The organism is Burkholderia ubonensis (genome assembly GCF_001718695.1).
Lineage (GTDB): Bacteria > Pseudomonadota > Gammaproteobacteria > Burkholderiales > Burkholderiaceae > Burkholderia > Burkholderia ubonensis_B.
This window is the reverse complement of the sequence record NZ_CP013420.1, coordinates 1,029,798-1,051,546: the sequence shown is the minus strand read 5'-3', so window position 1 is coordinate 1,051,546 and position 21,749 is coordinate 1,029,798. Positions and strand designations below refer to the sequence as shown.

The following is a 21,749-nucleotide window of genomic DNA, read 5'->3' as shown; positions in this document are numbered from 1 at the left end:
AAGGGCGGTCGCTCAGATCGTTTCGGTTTCGCGCAGCGTCGACGGGCTGCTCAGCGCGTAGCGCGCGATGTCGTCCTTGCGCATGAAGGCCACGCCCGGATGCGAGCGGGCGTAGCGCAGGAACGCGTCCCACGCGCGCACCATCTGCGGCGTGCCGCTGATCCGGTCGTGCGCGCTGATCGACATCAGCCGGCGCCGTTGCCCGGCTTCCGCGTACAACTGGTCGAAATCGAGCTTGATCTGTTCGAGGAACATCGACGGCGAATAATTGCGGCCCTCGATCAGCAGGATGTCGTTGTTGCGCAGCGTGTACGGCACGACCACGAAGTCGCGTCCGTTGACCGCCTCGATGAACGGCTCGTCGCGGCTGACGTCGTCGATGTGATAGACGTAGCCGAGTTCCTGCAGCAGCGACAGCGTGTTCGGGCCGCGCCGCAGCCAGTTGCAGTTGTAGCCGATCGGCCGCTGGCCGGTCGCGGCTTCCACCATGTCGCGGGCGTCGAGCAGGAAGCGCCGTTCGTCGTCGCGGTTCATCGCGAATTGCGAGCGCCAGCTCGGCCCGTGCGCCGAGGCCTCGTGACCGCGCGCGACGATCTCGCGCGCCAGCTCGGGGCGGCGATGCCGGACCGCCTCGCCGATCATGTGCGACGTGACCTTGACGTCGTGCCGGTCCCACAAATCGAGCAGGCGCGGGATGCCTTCGCGGTAGCCGTACGCGAACCAGGTGCCGGACGCGAGGTCGGCGGGCACGGATGGCGGGAACGCGACGGGCGGAAACGGGCTGTCCGCACCCTTGGGCGGCTGGCCGCCCGCTTCGAACTGCATCGAGATCGAGATCACGAGGCGGATGCCGTCGGGCCAGAACGGTCCCGCGCCGTGCGGCGCGGCAGGGGCCGTGCCGGCGGTCGCGGTGCCGGCCGGCGTGGCGGCCGCGCCGAGCGCGAGGCCGGCGGCCAGTCCCGCGCCGGCGCCTGCCTGTGCGAGAAACGTGCGCCGTCCGGGGCGCATGGAGGGATCGATGGGCGTCATCGCGGCATCCTCAGTTGGCGAGGCCAAGCTGGCGCATCAGCGTCAGGTTGTCCTCGATGTGCCAGTTGTCGGCGATGCGGCCGTCCGCGATCCGGTAGATGTCGGTCGCGATGAAGTCGACCGGCTGGCCGTGCCCGGCGGTGCCGTTGAAGGTCCCCGTGAAGTGTCCGCGAAAATGCAGGTGAACGACGACGCGATCGCCGGCCACGATCATCTGCTCGATCTCGCAACGCAGGTCCGGCACCGCCGCGCGCATCGTGCGGGAGGCGGCGAGCGGGCCCGGCAGCCCCTGGGCGCGTCCGGCAGGCAGCGTGCGGTCGGTGAAATCGGGTGCGAGCGCCGCGCGGGCGAGCGCCGCGTCGCCGGTGTCCCAGAACGTGCCGTAACGGCGCGCGGCGAGAACCTGTGCGCTTGCCTGCGCGGCGGGCAGGCCGGCGGCGACCGTCAGGTCGCGCGGCGTGACGAGTTCGTCGGCTTGCGCAGCCGTGGGCGGCAGCGCGGCCGCGACCAGCGCGGCGGCGAGCAGGCGGACGGTCAGGCGGCCGGCCGGGGGGAAAAGGGCGGACATCGGATTCTCCTGTTCGTGAAGAGGCGTCGGGTCAACGCGTGATGGTCATGGTAAGTTTCCGTTTTGGATGTAAATACGGGCTGATCGCGAATGGATTATTCGAAAATTGGAAAGGTGAGCGAAATGCGAGGGCAGTGGTGCTGATCGACGACCTGCCGGCGCTCGAAACCTTCGCGCGCATCGTGTCGGCGGGCAGCCTGTCGGCGGCCGCGCGAGAACTCGACCTGTCGCTGTCGGTGGTCAGCAAGCGGCTCGCGCACCTCGAGTCGCGGCTCGGCGTGCGCCTGCTGCACCGCACGACGCGGCAGCAGACGCTGACCGACGAAGGCGCGCAGTTCCACGCGCAGGTGCTGCGCATCCTGGCCGAAATCGAGCAGGCCGAAGCGCTGATGCAGGATCGGCGCGGCACGGTGAGCGGCCTGCTGCGCGTGACGGCGCCGGGCGAGCTCGGCCGCCTGCGGCTTGCGCCGCTCGTCGCTGAATTTCAGCGGCGGCATCCGCAGGTGACGGTGCAGCTGATGCTGACCGATTCGGTCGTCGACCTGCTCGCGCACGAGATCGACGTCGCCGTGCGGATCGGCAGCCTGGCCGACTCGTCGATGATCGCGCGCGCGCTCGCGCCGAACCGCCGCGTGCTGTGCGCAGCGCCGAGCTACGTCGCGACGCACGGGCTGCCGGCCCATCCGGCCGACCTGCGGGCACACCGATGCATCGTGCTCGGCGATCAGCCGCGCACCGAATGGCGGTTCGACGGCGCCAACGGCAGCGTGGCCGTCGACGTCACGGCCGCGCTGCTCACCAACGACGGCGGGGCGGCCCGGTCGTTCGCGCTCGAAGGCGCGGGCATCGCGCTGAAATCGATCTGGGACGTCGACGCCGATTTCGACGCCGGCACGCTCGTGCGCGTGCTGCCGGCGTTCGCGGCGCCGGCCGCGCCGTTGCACGCCGTGTATCCGGGCGGGCGGCACGTGCCGTTGCGCGTGCGCGCCTTCGTCGAGTTCCTGCGCGAGCAGTTGCGCGACGCGTGGCAGCCCGGCGCGTGAGCCGAGGCGGGGCGAGCGATGCGCGCGAGGGTCGCGGCTTGCGCGACGCGCCGCCGCGGCGAAGCGGTTTACAATCGATCGCACCGGCCGGCACGCGCCGCCCGCGCTCGACAGGATGCCCACGATGCCCATCATTTCAGCGAATCCACCGGTTCCCCGCCAGCGGCGCGTGCAGTGCGCGAGCGCTGCCGGCCTTCACCACGTCGCGTACACCGAATGGGGCGATCCCGCCAATCCGCGCGTGCTGGTCTGCGTGCACGGGCTGACCCGCTCGGGGCGTGATTTCGACCGGCTCGCCGCGGCGCTTGCCGATACGTATCGCGTCGTGTGCCCGGACGTCGTCGGGCGCGGCCGCTCGGACTGGCTCGCGGATCCGCGGCTCTACGCGATTCCGCAATACGTGGCCGACATGGTTACGCTGATCGCGCGCCTCGACGTCGAATCGGTCGACTGGTTCGGCACGTCGATGGGCGGCCTGATCGGGCTCGCGCTTGCGGGGCTGCCGGGCTCGCCGGTGCGGCGGATGATCGTCAACGACGTCGGCCCGCGGATCGAGCCGGATTCGCTCACGCGCATCGGCGAATATCTGGGCGTGCAGCCGCGCTTCGCGACCGAGCAGGAAGGCATCGATTACCTGACGTCGCTGTCGCTGCCGTTCGGCGCGCTCACCGGCGACGAATGGCGCGAGATCAACGCACCGCTGCTGCGCGAGCTGCCCGAAGGCGGTTGGACGATCCGCTACGACCCGCGGATCGCGGAGCCGTTCAAGGCGACGACGCCCGAGCTGGCCGCGCTTGGCGAGGCCGCGCTGTGGCGCGCGATCGAAACGACGGACGCGACGCTGCTCGTCGTGCGCGGCGCGGCGTCCGATCTGCTGTCGCGCGAGACGGTCGCGGAAATGACGCGGCGCGGCCGGCATGTGTCGCACGCGGAAATTGCCGGCGTTGGCCATGCGCCGGCGTTCATGAGCGCGGACCAGATCGCGCTCGCGCGCGGGTTTTTCCTCGAAGAGGGCGCAACCGCGTCATAATATATGGTTCGGCGGCGCGGGCCGTGCCGCCGGGCGAATCATCCATTCTTTCAAGCGGAACATTCCATGGCAGTTACTCGTCACCACGTCGGCGCCCGTCTTTCCGAAATCGCGATTCACAACGGCACCGTGTACCTTGCCGGCCAGATCGCCGAAGACACGACCCAGGACATCAAGGGCCAGACGCGCGAAGTGCTCGGCCACATCGACCGCCTGCTCGCGGAGGCGAACAGCGACAAGGCGCATCTGCTGTCGGTGCAGATCTATATTTCCGATCTGGCGAACTTCGCGGGCATGAACGAAGAGTGGGACGCATGGGTCGCGCCGGGCAACACGCCGCCGCGCGCCACCGTCGAGGCGAAGCTCGCGGATCCCGCGCTGCTCGTCGAAATCGTCGTCGTTGCTGCGCAGCGGAGCTGACCTGAACCGAGTGTCGTCGCTGACGACCATGCTTCACCGGGCTGCATGATGACCGCCGATACCGTTTCCGCTTCCTCCGCCGCGTCGCCGTCGTTCGACGACGTGCTCGCGTTCGTGCGCGAGCATGCGGGCGACGCGCGCCTGTCGTCGGGCGAGCTGCTCGCCGACCACGCGGCCGGCACGGCGTCGATCATGGGCAAGCTGAACGTCGATCCACCCGCGGTGCAGGCGGCGGCGCTGTTTGCGCTGACGCCGCACCTGAACGATCCGGAGCGCGAGCTTGCCGCACGGTTCGGCGACGAAGTCGCACGCCTCGTGTCCGACGTGCGCAAGCTGCTGCGGCTCGGCACGGTCAGCCTGCGTGTCGCCCAGAACGCGGCGCCGGAGGCCGGACGCGACGCCGCGGCCGAGCGCCGCGCGCAGATCGAGGCGCTGCGCAAGATGCTGCTCGCGTTTGCGCAGGACATCCGCGTGGTGCTGATCCGGCTCGCGTCGCGGCTGCAGTCGCTGCGCTACTACGCGGCCGCGAAGGTCGCGCCGCCGCCGGACGTCGCGCGCGAAACGCTCGAGATCTACGCGCCGCTCGCGAACCGCCTCGGCATCTGGCAGCTGAAATGGGAGCTGGAAGATCTGGCGTTCCGCTTCGAGGATCCGGTCACGTACAAGCGGATCGCGAAACTGCTCGACGAGAAGCGCGTCGAGCGCGAGGCGTATGTCGCGGAGGCGATCGGGCGCCTGCAGCGCGAGCTGGCGGCCGCACACATCCAGGCCGAGGTGAGCGGCCGGCCGAAGCACATCTACAGCATCTGGCGCAAGATGCGCGGCAAGGAGCTCGACTTCTCCGAGCTGTACGACGTGCGCGCGTTCCGCGTGATCGTGCCGGACATCAAGGATTGCTACACGGTGCTCGGCATCGTGCATCACCTGTGGCAGCCGGTGCCGAAGGAGTTCGACGACTACATCTCGCGTCCGAAGCCGAACGGCTACAAGTCGCTGCACACGGTCGTGATCGGCGACGACGGGCGCGCGTTCGAAGTGCAGATCCGCACGCACGAGATGCACAGCTTCGCGGAATACGGCGTCGCCGCGCACTGGCGCTACAAGGAGGCCGGCGCGCGCGGCTACGGCGGCCAGTTCTCCGCGAGCGACAAATACGACGAGAAGATCGCCTGGCTGCGCCAGCTGCTCGCGTGGAAGGACGATGTCGAGGACGGCGGGGGCGCGGCCGGAGGCAAGGCATGGGCGCAGCTGCGCGAGACGACGCTCGACGACGACCACATCTACGTGCTGACGCCGCAGGCGCGCGTGATCGCGCTGCCGCAGGGCGCGACGCCGGTGGATTTCGCGTATCACCTGCACAGCGAGCTGGGCCACCGCTGCCGCGGCGCGCGCGTCGACGGCGCGATGGTGCCGCTCAACACGCCGCTCGCGAACGGCCAGACGGTCGAGATCGTCGCGGTGAAGGAGGGCGGGCCGTCGCGCGACTGGCTGAATGCGCAGCTCGGCTACCTGAAGAGCCCGCGCGCGCGGCAGAAGGTGCGCGCGTGGTTCAACGCGATCGAGCACGAAGAGAACATCGCGCACGGCCGCGCGCTCGTCGAAAAAACGCTGCAGCGCGAAGGCAGGACTTCGGTCAATCTCGACAACCTGGCGGCGAAGCTCGGCTTCAAGACGCCCGACGAGCTGTTCTCGGTCGTCGGCAAGGAGGAGTTCAGCCTGCGCAACGTCGAGCAGGCGCTGTCCGATGCGCCGCCGCCCGAACCCGCGCCCGAGGCGCCTGCCGATTTCGAGAAGCGCAGCAGCGGCGCGAGCGTCGCGCACGGCGCGTCGACCGGCGTGCTGGTGGTCGGCGTCGATGCGCTGCTGACGCAGCTCGCACGCTGCTGCCGGCCCGCGCCGCCCGATCCGATCAGCGGCTTCGTCACGCGCGGCAAGGGGATGTCGATCCATCGCAGCGATTGCGCGACGTTCCGCCGGATGGCGGAGCGGGCGCCGGAGCGCGTGCTGCAGACCACCTGGTCCGCCGACGTGCTGGGCGGCCGCGGCGCGTCGGTCTATCCGGTCGACCTGATGATCGAGGCGACCGACCGGCAGGGGCTGCTGCGCGACATCTCCGAAGTGTTCGCGCGCGAGAAGCTCAACGTCGTCGGCGTGAAGACGCAGACTCGCCGCAATGCGGCATTCATGCAGTTCACGGTGGAGATCTCGAACTCGGCGCAGGTGCAGCGCGCGTGCACGCTGCTCGGCGAGGTGCAGGGCGTCGTCCGGGCGGGCCGGAAGGCGTGATGCCGGGGCCGGATCGGTATTATTTTGCTGCGATTGCATAAAAACACTTGCCAAGTGAATTACAGCTCCATATAATTTCAGCTTCTTCAGGCTCGTAGCTCAGCTGGTTAGAGCACCACCTTGACATGGTGGGGGTCGTTGGTTCGAGTCCAATCGAGCCTACCAACGAACAGGAGCATCCGGTTTTCGGATGTTCGAAGCAGTAAAAACTCAACGCGTACAAGGCGAATACGGTTATGACACCGCGAACGTTGACCGAAACCACTTCGGAGCGACGCTAGTCGAGGAACGTTTTCGCCCTTGCGGTTTGAGTGAAGTATCGAATGCGGCCCCTCGAAAGCGGGGCCGCATTTTTTTTGTCGCGAAAATTTCGCGCGTGACTTTCATCGCGTGCTTGGTCTGCCGCCCACTGACGGCATCACGGAGATTGCTATGGTTTCGATACGCTTGCCTGACGGCTCAGTTCGACAATACGAGCATCCGGTGACGGTCGCCGAAGTGGCGGCCTCGATTGGTCCCGGTCTCGCAAAGGCTGCGCTCGGCGGCAAGCTCGACGGCGAACTCGTGGATACGTCCGCGGTGATCGACCGCGACGCGTCGCTCGCGATCGTCACGGACAAGGACGCTGACGGTCTCGACATCATCCGCCACTCGACGGCGCACTTGCTTGCCTATGCGGTCAAGGAGCTGTATCCGGACGCGCAGGTGACGATCGGGCCGGTGATCGACAACGGCTTCTACTACGACTTCTCGTACCACCGGCCGTTCACGCCGGAAGATCTGGAAAAGATCGAAAAGCGCATGCAGGAGATCGCGAAGAAGGACGAGCCCGTGACGCGCCGCGTCGTGTCGCGCGACGAGGCGGCGGGGTACTTCCGCAGCATCGGCGAGAAGTACAAGGCCGAGATCATCGAGTCGATTCCGCAAAGCGACGAGATCAAGCTGTATTCGCACGGCGGCTTCACGGACCTGTGCCGAGGCCCGCACGTGCCGTCGACGGGCAAGCTGAAGGTCTTCAAGCTGATGAAGGTCGCGGGCGCGTACTGGCGCGGCGACTCGAAGAACGAGCAGCTGCAGCGCATCTACGGCACGGCCTGGACGAAGAAGGAAGATCAGGACCAGTACCTGCACATGCTCGAGGAAGCGGAAAAGCGCGACCACCGCAAGCTCGGCAAGCAGCTCGACCTGTTCCACATGCAGGAAGAGTCGCCGGGCATGGTGTTCTGGCACCCGAAGGGCTGGGCGCTGTGGCAGCAGGTCGAGCAGTACATGCGCCGCCGCGTGAACGAGGCCGGCTACCTCGAGATCAAGACGCCGATGATCATGGACCGCTCGCTGTGGGAGGCGTCCGGCCACTGGCAGAACTACCGCGAGAACATGTTCACGACGGAGTCGGAGAAGCGAGACTACGCGATCAAGCCGATGAACTGCCCGGGGCACGTCCAGGTGTTCAAGCACGGCCTGCGCTCGTACCGCGACCTGCCGCTGCGCTACGCCGAATTCGGCTCGTGCCACCGCAACGAGGCGTCGGGCGCGCTGCACGGCCTGATGCGCGTGCGCGGCTTCGTGCAGGACGATGCGCACATCTTCTGTACCGAAGATCAGTTCATCTCGGAATCGATCGCGTTCAACACGCTCGCGATGAGCGTGTACAAGGATTTCGGCTTCGATCACATCGACATCAAGCTGTCGCTGCGCCCTGACCAGCGCGCGGGCACGGACGAGACGTGGGATCGCGCCGAGCAGGGCCTGCGCGACGCGCTGACGGCCTGCGGCCTCACGTGGGAAGAGCTGCCGGGCGAGGGTGCGTTCTACGGCCCGAAGATCGAGTACCACATCAAGGATGCGCTCGGCCGCTCGTGGCAGTGCGGTACGCTGCAGCTCGACATGGTGCTGCCTGAGCGCCTGGGCGCCGAGTACGTCGCGGAAGACAACAGCCGCCGCCGGCCGGTGATGCTGCACCGGGCAATCGTCGGCTCGATGGAGCGTTTCCTCGGCATCCTGATCGAGCACCACGCTGGTGCAATGCCGGTCTGGCTCGCGCCGTTCCAGGCAATTGTGCTCAATATCGCCGAAAGTCAGGCCGAATATGCGCAATCTTTAGCCCAAACGTTGCAAAAACAAGGGGTTAGGGCGGCGGCCGATTTGCGCAACGAGAAGATTAGCTATAAAATACGCGAGCACACGCTGGAAAAGGTGCCTTATCTGCTCGTCGTGGGCGACAAGGAGCGTGATGCGCAAACGGTAGCCGTGCGTGCCCGTGGCGGCGTCGATCTTGGCGTGATGCCGGTCGAAGCCTTCGTTGAGCGTCTGCAGGAAGACCTGCGCTCGTTCAAGTAACCGCCCTGGCAGCGCGGCTCGTTTTTTTAATTTTTAGAGGAAACGTAACATCGCTACTGATAAGTCGTCGCATCGCATCAACGGTGAAATCACTGCGCCGGAAGTGCGTCTGGTCGGGATCGAGAACGAACCGCTCGGTATCGTAAAACTCGCTGATGCTTTCCGTAAATCGGAAGAACTGGATGTTGACCTGGTGGAAATCGCGCCGCAGGCGGTTCCCCCGGTTTGCCGTCTGATGGATTACGGCAAGTTCAAGTACCAGGAATCCAAGAAGCAGCACGAAGCGAAGCTGAAGCAGAAGGTCATCCAGGTCAAGGAAGTCAAGTTCCGCCCGGGTACCGATGACGGGGATTACAACGTCAAGCTGCGTAACCTCGTGCGCTTCCTCGAGGAAGGCGACAAGACGAAGATCACGTTGCGTTTCCGCGGCCGCGAAATGGCTCACCAGGAGATCGGCATGCGGATGCTCGAGCGTCTGCGCACGGATCTCGAGGAAGTCGGCCAGGTCGAGCAGATGCCGAAGATGGAAGGGCGCCAGATGATCATGGTGCTCTCGCCGAAGAAAAAGAAGTAACGGGCCGGCGCGCGACGCGCGCGCGGGTTTCGAAGTGGTTCGGCGCGTGGCCCGGTCAGGGCGGCGCGCCAACGATGACGGCGGCTGCGCAAGCGGTTCGCCGTACACAAGTGGACTGGGTTTCGAAGGGCGGGTCAAGGGCGCAAGCCAACCGCACACCCATCGCCATCTAATAAACTGGAGTTGTTCGTCATGCCTAAGATGAAGACCAAGAAGAGCGCTGCAAAGCGCTTCGTGGTGCGTCCGGGCGGTACCGTCAAGCGCGGTCAAGCCTTCAAGCGCCACATCCTGACCAAGAAAACCACGAAGAACAAGCGTCACCTGCGCGGCGCCACGGCAGTTCATGATTCCGATCTGAACTCCGTCCGCGCGATGCTTCCGTTCGCGTAACCCCTCAATCGATACTCAAAGGAGAGAAACATGCCTCGAGTCAAACGTGGGGTAACCGCACGGGCCCGTCACAAGAAGATCATCAACCTGGCCAAGGGTTATCGCGGCCGCCGCAATAACGTCTACCGCATCGCCAAGCAGGCGGTGATGCGCGCTGGCCAGTACGCGTACCGCGATCGCCGCAACAAGAAGCGTGTGTTCCGCGCACTGTGGATCACGCGTATCAACGCGGCAGTTCGCCAGCACGACATGACCTACAGCGTGTTCATCAACGGCCTGAAGAAGGCGTCGATCGAACTCGACCGTAAGGTGCTGGCCGACATGGCGGTGTTCGACAAGGCTGCTTTTGCTGCGATCGTCAAGCAGGTGAAAGCCGCCGTTGCAGCCTAATTGCGAAATTAGCACTGCGTGGTTAGTTGCAGCGATGTTCCGGTAGTCTCGGCCGCTGCAGCGAAAACGGGGCTCTTCCGAGCCCCTTTTTTGTTTGGTGGAGCGATTTCGCTCGCCAAGACCGAATGACGTTGGAAATGATGGGATCTATGGATCTGGACCAGATTGTCGCCGACGCGCAGCAGTCCTTCGAACAGGCTGCCGACATCACCACGCTCGAAAACGAGAAAGCCCGCTTCCTCGGCAAGTCGGGTGCGCTGACCGAGTTGCTGAAGGGCCTCGGCAAGCTCGATCCCGAAGCACGCAAGACCGAAGGCGCACGCATCAACGTCGCGAAGCAGCAGGTCGAAGCCGCGCTGACCGCGCGCCGCCAGGCGCTGGCCGACGTGCTGCTGAACCAGCGCCTCGCCGCCGAGTCGATCGACGTCACGCTGCCGGGCCGCGGCGCCGGTGCAGGCAGCCTGCACCCCGTGATGCGCACGTGGGAGCGCGTCGAACAGATTTTCCGCACGATCGGCTTCGACGTGGCCGACGGTCCCGAGATCGAGACCGACTGGTTCAATTTCACGTCGCTGAACAGCCCGGAGAACCATCCGGCGCGTTCGATGCAGGATACGTTCTACGTCGACGGCAAGGATGCCGACGGCCGTCCGCTGCTGCTGCGCACGCACACGAGCCCGATGCAGGTGCGTTATGCGCGCATGAACCGCCCGCCGATCAAGGTGATCGCGCCGGGCCGCACGTATCGCGTCGACAGCGATGCGACCCACTCGCCGATGTTCAATCAAGTCGAGGGGCTTTGGATCGACGAAAATATCAGCTTTGCCGACCTCAAGGGCGTCTATACCGACTTCCTGAAGAAATTCTTCGAGCGCGACGATATCCTCGTGCGCTTCCGTCCGTCGTATTTCCCGTTCACGGAACCGTCGGCCGAGATCGACATGATGTTCGAGCACGGCAAGAACGCCGGCAAGTGGCTCGAGATCTCCGGCTCGGGGCAGGTGCATCCGACCGTGATCCGCAACATGGGCCTCGATCCCGAGCGCTACATCGGCTTCGCATTCGGCAGCGGCCTCGAGCGCCTGACGATGCTGCGCTACGGCGTGCAGGACCTGCGTCTGTTCTTCGAGAACGACCTGCGTTTCCTGCGCCAGTTCGCGTAACGCGAGCCCGCCGCGCCGACTTGTGCCCGTGCGCGCTTCGCAGCGAGCCGGGCGTCGATCCAACCCGTTTCGAACGTAGACATCCATGCAATTCCCTGAATCCTGGTTGAGAACCTTTGTCGATCCGCAGCTGACGACCGACGAGCTGTCGCATGCACTGACGATGGCAGGGCTCGAAGTCGAGTCGCTGAGCAAGGCCGCGCCGCCGACGTCGAAGATCGTCGTCGGGCGGGTGCTCGAAGTCGTCAAGCATCCGGATGCGGACAAGCTCAATGTCTGCCAGGTCGACGCCGGTACGGGCGCGACGCTGAACATCGTCTGCGGCGCGCCGAATGTCGCGCCGGGCATCAAGGTGCCGGTCGCACTGGTTGGCGCCGAGCTGCCGCCGGCCGAAGAGGGCGGCAAGCCGTTCGCGATCAAGCTGTCGAAGCTGCGCGGCGTCGAGAGCCAGGGGATGCTGTGCTCGGCGCGCGAGCTGAAGCTGTCCGAAGACCACAGCGGCCTGCTGATCCTGCCGGAAGACACGCCGGTCGGCCAGGACATCCGCGACACGCTGAACCTCGACGACACCATCTTCGAAATCAAGCTGACGCCGAACAAGGCCGACTGCCTGTCGGTGTTCGGCATCGCGCGCGAGACGGCAGCGATCACCGGTGCGCCGCTCACGCCGGTCGACATCCGTCCGGTGCACGTCGAGCTCGACGAGACGCTGCCCGTGCGGATCGCCGCGCCGGACCTGTGCGGCCGCTTCTCGGGCCGCGTGATTCGTGGCGTGAACGCGCGCGCGAAGACGCCGCAGTGGATGGTCGAGCGCCTCGAGCGCGCCGGCCAGCGCAGCGTGTCGGCGCTCGTCGACATCTCGAACTACGTGATGTTCGAGCTCGGCCGCCCGTCGCACGTGTTCGATCTGGACAAGATCCACGGCGGCATCGAGGTGCGCTGGGGCAAGCGCGGCGAATCGCTGAAGCTGTTGAACGGCAACTCGGTCGAGCTCGACGAGACGGTCGGCGTGATCGCCGATGACGCCCAAGTGGAGAGCCTCGCGGGCATCATGGGCGGCGATAGCACGGCCGTCACGCTCGACACGGCCAACATCTATCTCGAAGCGGCGTTCTGGTGGCCGGACAGCATCCGCGGCCGCGCGCGCAAGTACAACTTCTCGACCGATGCGGCGCATCGCTTCGAGCGCGGCGTCGACTACGCGACGACCGTCGAGCACGTCGAGCGCATCACGCAGCTGATTCTCGATATCTGCGGCGGCAAGGCCGGCCCGGTTGACGACCAGGCCGTCAACCTGCCGCAGCGCGCGCCGGTCAAGATGCGCGTATCGCGCGCGAACCGCATCATCGGCGTGAAGATCGATGCCGACGAGATCGCGAACATCTTCACGCGCCTCGGCCTGTCGTTCGAGCGCGACGAGGACGTGTTCTCGGTCGCGCCGCCGTCGCACCGCTTCGACATCGAGATCGAGGAAGACCTGATCGAGGAAGTGGCGCGCATTTACGGCTTCGAGAAGATTCCGGCGCGTCCGCCGGTCGCGACGAGCGAAATGCGCGCGACCAACGAGACGCAGCGTTCGATCCACGCGATTCGTCACGCGCTTGCCGCCCGCGATTACGCGGAAACGGTCAACTTCAGCTTCGTCGACGCGGAGTGGGAGCGCGATTTCGCGGGCAACGACAACCCGATCCGTCTGCTGAATCCGATTGCGAGCCAATTGTCGGTGATGCGCACGACGCTGTTCGGCAGCCTGATCGCCGTGCTGCGCCACAACCTGAACCGCCGCGCGGACCGCGTGCGCGTGTTCGAGACGGGCCGCGTGTTCCTGGCCGACTCGTCGGTCACGTCGGGCGAACTGGCGGTCGCGGGCTACGCGCAGCCGAAGCGCGTCGGCGCGCTGGCCTACGGCCCGGCGCTGGACGAGCAGTGGGGCGCGCCGACCCGCGCGGTCGATTTCTTCGACGTGAAGGGCGACCTCGAGGCGCTGCTCGCGCCGACGTCCGCCCGTTTCGTGAAGGCCGAGCATCCGGCGCTCCATCCGGGCCGCAGCGCGCGCATCGAAGTCGACGGCCGCGCGGTCGGCTGGATCGGCGAGCTGCACCCGCGCCTGATGCAGAAGTACGAGCTGCCGCACGCGCCGGTGCTGTTCGAGATCGACGCCGACGCGCTGATCGCGCGTGCGCTGCCGGCGCCCACCGATGTGTCGAAATTCCCGCCGGTGCGCCGCGACATCGCGGTCGTGGTCGATCAGGCGGTCGAGGTCCAGGCGCTGTTCGACGAGATGAAGAAGGCGCTGGCCGACGACGCCTGCCGATTCGTTCAGAAGGTTGTACTCTTCGACGAATTTCGTGCAAAATCAAATACTTCCGGTGGACTCGCCGCGCACGAGAAGAGCCTTGCCTTCCGCGTGACGCTGCAGGACGCGGCCGGCACGCTACAGGACGAGGTCGTCGATCAGGCGATCCAGACGCTTGTCGAGCGGATGGTTCGTGTGGGAGCGCGCTTGCGCGGCTAAGGAGCCCAGGTTGCCCGGGTGCGATGTCGCCCGGGCGGCCGGCTCCCCATCGTGAGTTTTGATTTAACGCGCTGTATGGCAGATATGAACGACATGACCTCGAGTGAATTCGAAGCCCTCCTGACGGCGCAACGCAGCGCCATGAACCGCGACGTTTCGGCGCCGGCGTCCACGGAGACGCCGACCCTGACGAAGGCGGAGCTGGCGGAGCTGCTGTTCGACAGCGTCGGGCTGAACAAGCGTGAAGCGAAGGACATGGTCGAGGCGTTCTTCGAAGTGATCCGCGACGCGCTCGAGAACGGCGAAAGCGTCAAGCTGTCGGGGTTCGGCAACTTCCAGCTGCGCGACAAGCCGCAGCGTCCCGGCCGCAACCCGAAGACGGGCGAGGCGATACCGATCGCCGCGCGTCGAGTGGTCACGTTCCACGCAAGCCAGAAGCTCAAGGCACTGGTCGAAAACGGCGCGGAGCCAAGCCCCGCGCGCTGACGTCTCCCGCGCGGCCGCCGCGCACCTTTACCGATGGTTGACTGACGATGACCACGACGGTTGAGAAAGTCGTCTTGCCTCCGATTCCCGCGAAGCGCTACTTCACGATCGGTGAAGTCAGCGAACTGTGCGGCGTGAAGCCGCATGTGCTGCGCTATTGGGAACAGGAATTCACGCAGTTGCGGCCGGTGAAGCGGCGCGGCAACCGGCGGTATTACCAGCACCACGAGGTGCTGCTGATCCGGCGGATCCGCGAATTGCTGTACGAGCAGGGTTTTACGATCAATGGTGCGCGCAACCGGCTCGATGCGCCGGGCGGCGAACGCGGCGCCGGGGCAGCGCCCGCGGGCGACGAGCGCGTCGCCGACGTACAGGCTGCGGGTGAGGCCGGTGGGGCGGTCGACGTTGCCGCGTTGCGGCAGGCGCTGCTCGACGTCATCGACGGACTGAAACACGACTGACCGCAGATTGGTCGGCAAATGAAATGCCCGGTTGGCGCTGCGTCACCGGGCATTTTTCATGGCCGCCGCCCGTGCGTGTCAGCGCGCGGCGAGCGGATTCGGCTTGCCCATGTCGACGACCAGCGTGCCGTCCGGCAGCATCCGCACCGAGCCTTGCGCGACCTGATTGCGGTAGCCGTACAGGTCGAAACGCATCGGGCCGGCGTCGGCCGAATTCTGGATCAGCGCGCGCATGTTCAGTTCGAGCACGTTGAACATCTTCATGTCGCCGCCTTCCATCCACATGTAGCTGGGCGCGGAGATAGGCGGGCGCTTCGGCGCGGGCGCGTCCGGCACGCGCCGGAACGTGAGGCGCAGGCCATCGCGCTCGACGGCGGCCGTAGCGAGCTTGCCGTTCAGCACCGGCGGCGGGAACACGGTGTACTGGTCGAGCACGAGCGAGTCGCCGCGCAGCTCCGCACCGCGCCGCCGCAGCGGCGTCAACGACGCGAGCTCGATGCCGAGCGAGCGCAGCAGCTTCGCCTGCGGGATGCCGAGCACCGACACCTCGGTCGGCGAGAACGCCAGATGGCGGTCGTCGAGCACCGTGAGCGAGCCCTTCATGTCGGTCGGCAGCCAGACGCCCGGCACGTGGTTCCACAGCTTGACGCCGCCTTGCACGCGCAGGTTCCGGCCGTCGGCGCTCAATTGCAGGCGGTTGAGCGAGCGCGGCGAGTAATCGAGCAGATAGTCGTTGAAGAGCGCCGACATCGCCTTCCACGATGCCACGACCGTGCCGCCGAGAATGCGGATGTCGTACTGGTTCGGGTCGTCGAGGTCGACGGGCTCGCCGGAACGCTTCGCGACGAGCTGCACGTCGAGCTCCTCGACGTGAAAGCCGATGTCGCCGGAAAGGTTGAATTCGACGTTGCGCAGGTGGATCGCCGGACTGCGGTTCGACACGTGCCGCTCGTCGAACGGCGCGTTCGTGCCGCGGCGCATCGCGACCTTCTGCATGCCCGTCCGCGCCGCGTCGCCGGCCACGAGCGCATCGGCTTCCCAATGCTGGCGCACGTCGCGCAGCGCGCTTTGCTGCGCGGCGAGGAAGCTGTCGTTCAGGCGCGCGGCGGGATTGCCGAGCGCGGCGCCGCTTGGCGGGCCCGCATACGACGGCATCCGGATCGCCATCGCGCCGCGCTCGTCGAAATTGAAAAAGCCCGCGGAGACCTGCTCGCGGTAGTGGTACAGGTCGAAGACGAAATTCTGGCCGGTCTTGGCGGGATCGACCTGGCTGATCAGGATGTCGGCATTCATCGGCATCGAGCGCATGAACTTCACGTCGCCGCCTCGAATGTACATTGCCCGCTGCGGCGCGTTCGCCGGCATCGCGAAACCCGCGCGCGTGCCGTCGTCGAGCGTCAGGTCGAGTCCGGCGGGCGTCACGCGCAGCGCCGTGATCGTGATCTTCAGGCGCGGCGGCGGCATCAGCCTGTCGACCGACATCACGAGGTCGTCGCCGGAAAGCCGCGCGATCGGCGTGTCGACCTTGAGCAGATCGGCCATCTTTACGTTGGCGGCGCGCATCACCGGCTGCGCGTCGAGGCCCGAAACGCGCACGCCGGTCGGATGGAACACGAGCTGGCTGCCGTCGCGGATCGCGAGCGTGCCGCTCAGCGAGAACGGCACCCAGCCGTCGCGCTGCATCTCGCCCTGCAGATGGATCACGCCGTCGCCGGTCGAGACGACGAGCTTGCGCAGCGGCGCGTTGCGATATCCGAAGATGTAGGTGTTGAATAGCGCCGTCAGTTTCGCGCTGTCGAGCGTGACAGCGCCCTGATGCACGTCGATCTCGAAACTCGTCGGGTCGTCGAACACGATCGGCGCGCCGGCCTGCGTCGGTACGAGCGTCGCCGACAACTGGTGAATGAAGAAGCCGAGATTGTTGACGATGCGGAAGTCGACGTCGCGCAGGAACGTCATCGCGCCATTCTGGCCGGAGTCGCGCAGCGTGAACGGGCGCGGCTGCGCGAGCCGGATCGATGCAAGCGACGGCACCGTGCGCGCAATCTGCTGTTCGCGGGCGAGGCGCTCGGCCTTGCTGCGCTCGATTCGCGTCGAGGCGGTCGACGCATTGCCGTCGCGCTGCGTGGCCGGTTCCGCGCATCCGGCACAGACCAATGCGACGGCCAGCATTGCGCCGCCGAGCGCACGGGACGCACCGTGCAACGCACGACCGGCCGCGTGCCGCGAGCCGGACCTCCAGTCGAAAATTGCCAAAGGCGAGCGATGGCCGCGCCGGACCGCATTCCGCATCGTCTGTCTCCGTATCTTGTCTTGATCGACGAGGGCGCGCCGTCAGTGCAACGCGCGTCCGTCGATGCCGAGCAGTGTGGCATAGCTCGCTAGAGCGGCGTCACCAAACAGCGACGGCGTATGCCGCAGTGCACGATGCGCGACGGCGCAATGGATTCGGGCCGGTGGGGCGGTGCGGTCAAACGGCCGTTTGGTTTTCGGCCCGACCTGTGGGCGACCGGTGGTCCGCGTCACATTGGCGCGCGTTCGGCCGGCGCGGCGCGGTAAGATCGCGATCAGGAGCCGTAGAAATCAAAGCATGGTGGCCGACACGGGGGGCGTCATGGATTTGAAGGAACTCGACGTATTGGGAGCCGATGTCGGCGATCACTGGTACTACGCGTCGAAGGCAGCGGCGATCCGCCGCTTCCTCGGCACGCGCGACGCGAAGCGGATCCTCGACGTCGGCGCAGGCTCCGGATTCTTTTCCAGGCACTTGCTCGAACGCACGCGGGCCACGGAGGCTTGGTGCGTCGACACCAGCTACGTCGACGATTCAGACGGCGAGGCCGCGGGCAAGCCCGTTCACTTTCGGCGAGCCGTCGATCGGTGCGACGCCGATCTCGTGTTGCTGATGGATGTCCTCGAGCACGTCGACGACGATGTCGGGCTGCTGGCGCACTACGTGGCCGGCGCGCCGGGCGGCAGCCGCTTCCTGATCACCGTTCCCGCGTTCCAGTTCCTCTGGAGCGCGCATGACGATTTTCTCGAGCACAAGCGCCGCTATACGCTCGAGGGTCTCGAGGACGTCGCTCGTCGCGCCGGGCTCGACGTCGAGCGCAGCGCGTACTATTTCGGCCTGACGTTTCCGCTTGCGGCCGCGTTACGGTTGAGCGAGCGCATGCAGCGGCGCGCACGCGAACCCGCGTCGCAATTGCGCCGCCATCATCCGGTCGTCAACGGTCTGCTCAAGCTGATCTGCCGGGCGGAGTTGCCGATGTTCCCGTTCAACCGGCTCGCAGGACTCACGGTGGTGTGTATCGCGCGCAAGCGCGACGCGTGAGGCGGATCGTGTGGCAGGAAATTTCGTGCGGACTTCACAAAATGCATGCGACCCGTTCTAAACCGGGAAAGTGTCTGTTATACTTTCTTTCTTTCGGGGCGTAGCGCAGCCTGGTAGCGTACCTGCATGGGGTGCAGGTGGTCGGAGGTTCAAATCCTCTCGCCCCGACCAGGAATCAAGGCCTTACAAGCAATGCTTGTAAGGCCTTTTCCATTTGGGGCGGATTTTTTGCCCCAAGGTTTGCTTCGCAAGACGGATGGCTTTCGGGGGAGCCGCGGGGAATTGTCCGCGGGCGCGCAGCATCCGTGCCGTTTCGTTCTCTGGGTCTGCGGCCATCGCTCGGTGTCGACGCAAGCGGTTCGGTGAGCGTCATGTCGTGCTACAGAGCAGCTCACACGTACTCGACTCGTCGATCCGGCAGATTCTCTGGCGGAGGTGTGGACCGACGTCCCGAATCTGCTGTCGTTCAGTTCGCTGTGCCGCAGCGGGCCGCGGCACAGCCTAGAACGGCTGCCTCACTGACCGCGCGCCGGCCACCAGTGCGGTGCTCACTGCGATCACACCGATGCTGACATCGCGTCCATGCCGACCGCGGCAGGAGTCGCCGCTTACTGCGTCTTGCGGCGTCGTTGCCAGATTCTGCCGGGGATCCACTTATTGAGGACCGGGATTTCCAATAACCGCTTTATTTGAATATATTTTTAATATCAGAGACCCCGATAATTGCGCCAGCGTTGTCGATCGCCTTGACTTGAACATAAGCATAGCTATTCCCGGTCAAGGGAATTTTCGTCTCAAAACCGGTTTTCGCGCTGCTGGCTATGAGTCTCAAATTATTCGCGGCAGCACCGGCGTATACTTGCCAAGATCTCGTTTCCGTTGAACCGTTCCACGAAGCATATACGGCCGGGCCGCTGTTACCAGCTGCGACCGTTACGCTTGGCGGATAATATGGCGTAGCCACCCACGCCTGCCGATACGTCCGGTACGAGATATTGTCGCCAGCCATTTTTACGTCATACAGTGTGCTGGTCGCAGGCATTAATTCAGTGTTACCGGGCTGCGCAAATTCAGTGTAATACCCGTTCCCCCAGCCGATAAATTTATTGCCGTTTCCCAGCCATTGCATGTTTCCTTGCGCGGAGGAGAAGAGGTTTGGATTGTGGTAGTACGACGTCTGTGCCGTTGCGACCATGTTGTTGAAATCGAGATTCAGCACCAGGCCATGTGAAGGTGCGGTTCCTGGCGGAATTGATGCATAACAATCATCGCAAGCATCATCAAACATGCTGATTACATTATCGGAGATATAGCGGGCATCATGTTGCCATGAAAATTGCGCATTACCCGCGGGAATCTTGAAATCTCCGCTTCCGTCTCCAGCCAGCTTCCAGACAAATTCACCCGTGGGCTTGTGCAGGCGATAAACCGTCCAGGTGCTGCGGGCCGAGAACACGATATCGTTGTTATTGTTTGCCACAAGATCCAATGAATTCAGGTGGTAAGGGTCCCAGACATTACTGGTGGCGGTGGCAGTCGAGGCCGGGAGATGCGAGCTTTCCAACGCGATGTGGTCCTTCGCGTCCCAAAAAAAGACCAACTCATTTGTGGTCAGATCTACTTCCTGAATGGAAAAATCGTGGATTGCCCCATTTTTCGGTCCGCCATATGGCGTCAAATCCATGGGAACCACCTTGGTTGCCAGGAATAGTCCAGTATTGTTCGGCGTAATCAGAAATTCGTGATTGTCGGCAACAAAGCCATTGCGTGCGGAAACGGTTTTTATTGTCTGGTAACGGTTATTGACGATGTAATAACATGCTCCCGGCTCTGCTGCGCCGGACGGCAAGTTGGTGTAGGCGGGCGGCGTAGCAACGGTGCCTTGCCAGAAAGTCAAGACCGGCATGCCAAAGTATTGCTGGACGCGAAAATCAAAATTCATCAGGCTTACGCTATTCAATGCGTTAAACCACACCGGGTTTCCGGCATTGTCGGCAATTAACGCGCCATTCTGCCCATACATTGCGGTATTCGAGCCCGTATAAGGTGAATTGAAAATCAATCCCTCGGCCAGTTGCGCGGGATCGGAGTAGTTAACATTCACTTTCATCGGGTGCAGATTTGGCGCGCTAACAAAGCTCCAGACTTGAGGGGATGCCAGAATGGGGGCTGGCGTGGTAGCCCCGGTATTCGATGGATAGACGTCGGTGGCACACGAGAAAACCTGCGATGTGACATTGTCGTCACCACCACATCCGGTTATCGCGCTCGACAATAAAACCGGTAACGCCGCCCGTCCAATACCTTTAATCTTGCAATTCAGGCGCGTCAGTTTCTGGTGAAAATATTTCCGTCTCATTGAATCCCCCTTCAGTGTTTTCATGAAAATCGGAGCGTCCAATGCCTGACGGCGATGCGTACGCAAGCCGCCTGACCGCCCCGTTGTGCCATCGGCCCATCGCTGTCGCCACATGCGGGCTCTCGGTCGAGCGCCTGATAGATCAGGCGCTTATCATTGCCACGCGCACCGTATCGAATGAAACGAATTCCAACTCGCGATACGAAAAGGCCCGACGGCCTGCTTCAGCTTTTCGGCCGGTAAAGCGAGCCGGACGGGTACTCCTTGTCCGCGACCGCGAGGTACCCACGTCGAGGGTGTAGATGCTCGCGCCGGCGCGAGCCTTGCTGCCCCGGAACAGGCTCTTCATCACCGTGACGCTGGTCGCTCGCATCTGCGATGCAGGGCTGATCATGTAGACGGGGGCCGCTTGTCGCGCGCCCCGTTGGACTGGAACCGCGTCGCGTCGAACGACACGAGCGAACCGTAGTCCGCGGTAAGCTGCAGCGCCGTCGCGCGCGGCCTCGTTGCGGACGGGGGAAGAACGCTCGCGCGTTGCCATTAAGCCCCCGAGGGCGAGCGCCGCGTCATCATAGATCGCGCAGTTACCGGTGAACGCGGTGTCGACAAGCGTCAGCGTGCCCTTGCCGAAAGGGTAGATGGCCCTCGCGCATCGTTGTGCTCGAACCGCCAGTGGCGGATGGTCATGGCAAAGCCGGCCGGGTCGCTGTACGACTCGAGTGCGCGTCCGGCGCGGCGCGGAGCGCCAGTTTCTGCTCCAAGGCAACGGCATTGGCCTCAATGTGGGCTTCCTTTTTAGGTCTACCGATTCGTCTTCGCTTCAGCGGGTCTTCGCCTGAACCGATGTGGGCTCGCGCCTTATCGCGCGCTTCCCGGATCTCTCGAATTGCCCCGGTCGATCGGTCGCGCAGTGAAAACCGCACGGAGATCCCGTTCAAACCTGCGCGGACGATGCCGAAGATTCCCTGTCCGTCGGCAAGACGTCGTCGGTCGGCGGCCGGTGTCGGTGTTGCCGTTCTCTCCTCGTGAGTCCCGTCGTCGCTTTCTTCGCAAGGAACAAATTTTTGCCCCCACATTTGCTCGCACGATTTCGGAGGCCCGTCGTGCATTCTAGCGGCCCCAATTGAGCCCGTAGTGGTCAATTAGTCGTTTAAAATCAAAGAAGTGTGCAATAGTGGATCGGCGGTGATGCGGTGGGAATGACTTGGGGCCTGCATGGGGGCCGGGTGGTCGGAAGTTCAAATCCTCTCGCCCCAGCCAGATAAGAACCCGCGTCAGTTCAAGCTGACGCGGGTTTTTTCTTGTCGGTCGCTTTTTTGCACAGCCCGGCGCAGCCCCGGTAAAATACAAGGTTGATCCAC

At 64.7% G+C, this 21,749-nt stretch carries 17 protein-coding genes and 2 tRNA genes; 15 read left to right on the top strand and 4 right to left on the bottom strand.

Translation table 11 applies throughout. The features are described 5' to 3' along the window. Window positions 1-12: 12 nt before the first annotated feature. Window positions 13-1,056, bottom strand: a complete 1,044-nt coding sequence (locus WJ35_RS04805; RefSeq protein WP_420480899.1) for a polysaccharide deacetylase family protein — start codon at window positions 1,054-1,056, stop codon at window positions 13-15. After that, window positions 1,040-1,597 carry an ester cyclase gene (locus WJ35_RS04800; protein ID WP_060237499.1) on the bottom strand — a complete coding sequence of 186 codons (558 nt, stop codon included), beginning with the start codon at window positions 1,595-1,597 and terminating at the stop codon, window positions 1,040-1,042. The genes WJ35_RS04805 and WJ35_RS04800 overlap by 17 nt, the downstream gene beginning before the upstream one ends. Before the next feature lie 137 nt (window positions 1,598-1,734). Here WJ35_RS04800 and WJ35_RS04795 point away from each other — a divergent pair, with 137 nt between their 5' ends. The 13 genes from WJ35_RS04795 (at window position 1,735) to WJ35_RS04735 (ending at window position 14,695) form a co-directional block, all read left to right on the top strand. Then, a complete protein-coding gene (locus tag WJ35_RS04795) occupies window positions 1,735-2,640 on the top strand; it encodes a LysR family transcriptional regulator (RefSeq protein ID WP_069239404.1) in 906 nt (301 codons plus the stop codon). 124 nt (window positions 2,641-2,764) lie between these two features. Continuing rightward, window positions 2,765-3,670: an alpha/beta fold hydrolase gene (locus WJ35_RS04790; RefSeq protein WP_069239403.1), complete on the top strand. Its 906-nt coding sequence runs from the start codon at window positions 2,765-2,767 to the stop codon at window positions 3,668-3,670. 66 nt (window positions 3,671-3,736) lie between these two features. Next, window positions 3,737-4,090 carry a RidA family protein gene (locus WJ35_RS04785; RefSeq protein ID WP_042583797.1) on the top strand — a complete coding sequence of 118 codons (354 nt, stop codon included), beginning with the start codon at window positions 3,737-3,739 and terminating at the stop codon, window positions 4,088-4,090. A gap of 48 nt (window positions 4,091-4,138) precedes the next feature. After that, window positions 4,139-6,376: a RelA/SpoT family protein gene (locus tag WJ35_RS04780; RefSeq protein ID WP_060237530.1), complete on the top strand. Its 2,238-nt coding sequence runs from the start codon at window positions 4,139-4,141 to the stop codon at window positions 6,374-6,376. Window positions 6,377-6,464: 88 nt separating this feature from the next. Further along, a tRNA-Val gene (locus WJ35_RS04775) sits at window positions 6,465-6,541 on the top strand. A 267-nt stretch (window positions 6,542-6,808) separates the two neighbouring features. After that, on the top strand, window positions 6,809-8,716 hold the full coding sequence (gene thrS, locus WJ35_RS04770; RefSeq protein WP_045566232.1) for a threonine--tRNA ligase: 1,908 nt from the start codon (window positions 6,809-6,811) through the stop codon (window positions 8,714-8,716). Between the two features lie 49 nt (window positions 8,717-8,765). Then, window positions 8,766-9,290 (top strand): translation initiation factor IF-3, encoded by a 525-nt coding sequence (infC, locus tag WJ35_RS04765; protein ID WP_071734130.1) that lies wholly within the window; start codon window positions 8,766-8,768, stop codon window positions 9,288-9,290. 192 nt (window positions 9,291-9,482) lie between these two features. After that, window positions 9,483-9,680, top strand: a complete 198-nt coding sequence (gene rpmI / locus WJ35_RS04760) for a 50S ribosomal protein L35 (protein ID WP_004191477.1) — start codon at window positions 9,483-9,485, stop codon at window positions 9,678-9,680. A gap of 30 nt (window positions 9,681-9,710) precedes the next feature. Continuing rightward, window positions 9,711-10,070 (top strand): 50S ribosomal protein L20, encoded by a 360-nt coding sequence (gene rplT, locus WJ35_RS04755; protein ID WP_004192938.1) that lies wholly within the window; start codon window positions 9,711-9,713, stop codon window positions 10,068-10,070. A 149-nt stretch (window positions 10,071-10,219) separates the two neighbouring features. After that, window positions 10,220-11,233, top strand: coding sequence for a phenylalanine--tRNA ligase subunit alpha (gene pheS, locus WJ35_RS04750; protein WP_060237493.1), 1,014 nt, complete (start codon window positions 10,220-10,222; stop codon window positions 11,231-11,233). Window positions 11,234-11,318: 85 nt separating this feature from the next. Continuing rightward, a complete protein-coding gene (pheT, locus tag WJ35_RS04745; RefSeq protein WP_060237490.1) occupies window positions 11,319-13,748 on the top strand; it encodes a phenylalanine--tRNA ligase subunit beta in 2,430 nt (809 codons plus the stop codon). Window positions 13,749-13,832: 84 nt separating this feature from the next. Beyond that, window positions 13,833-14,234, top strand: coding sequence for an integration host factor subunit alpha (locus WJ35_RS04740; RefSeq protein WP_010092556.1), 402 nt, complete (start codon window positions 13,833-13,835; stop codon window positions 14,232-14,234). A gap of 47 nt (window positions 14,235-14,281) precedes the next feature. After that, window positions 14,282-14,695: a MerR family transcriptional regulator gene (locus WJ35_RS04735; protein ID WP_069238829.1), complete on the top strand. Its 414-nt coding sequence runs from the start codon at window positions 14,282-14,284 to the stop codon at window positions 14,693-14,695. A 78-nt stretch (window positions 14,696-14,773) separates the two neighbouring features. Here the strand turns inward: WJ35_RS04735 and WJ35_RS04730 are convergent, their stop codons facing one another. Further along, the gene (locus WJ35_RS04730; protein ID WP_069238828.1) at window positions 14,774-16,987 is read right to left on the bottom strand and encodes a hypothetical protein; all 2,214 of its coding nucleotides are present in this window, start codon (window positions 16,985-16,987) and stop codon (window positions 14,774-14,776) included. Between the two features lie 322 nt (window positions 16,988-17,309). Here WJ35_RS04730 and WJ35_RS04725 point away from each other — a divergent pair, with 322 nt between their 5' ends. Both WJ35_RS04725 and WJ35_RS04720 read left to right on the top strand, forming a co-directional pair. Continuing rightward, window positions 17,310-18,029, top strand: a complete 720-nt coding sequence (locus WJ35_RS04725; RefSeq protein ID WP_011884563.1) for a class I SAM-dependent methyltransferase — start codon at window positions 17,310-17,312, stop codon at window positions 18,027-18,029. A gap of 94 nt (window positions 18,030-18,123) precedes the next feature. Continuing rightward, a tRNA-Pro gene (locus tag WJ35_RS04720) sits at window positions 18,124-18,200 on the top strand. Between the two features lie 514 nt (window positions 18,201-18,714). Here the strand turns inward: WJ35_RS04720 and WJ35_RS29540 are convergent. Further along, complete coding sequence (locus WJ35_RS29540; RefSeq protein ID WP_224056415.1) at window positions 18,715-20,412, bottom strand: arylsulfotransferase family protein; 1,698 nt, start codon at window positions 20,410-20,412, stop codon at window positions 18,715-18,717. Window positions 20,413-21,749: the final 1,337 nt, after the last annotated feature.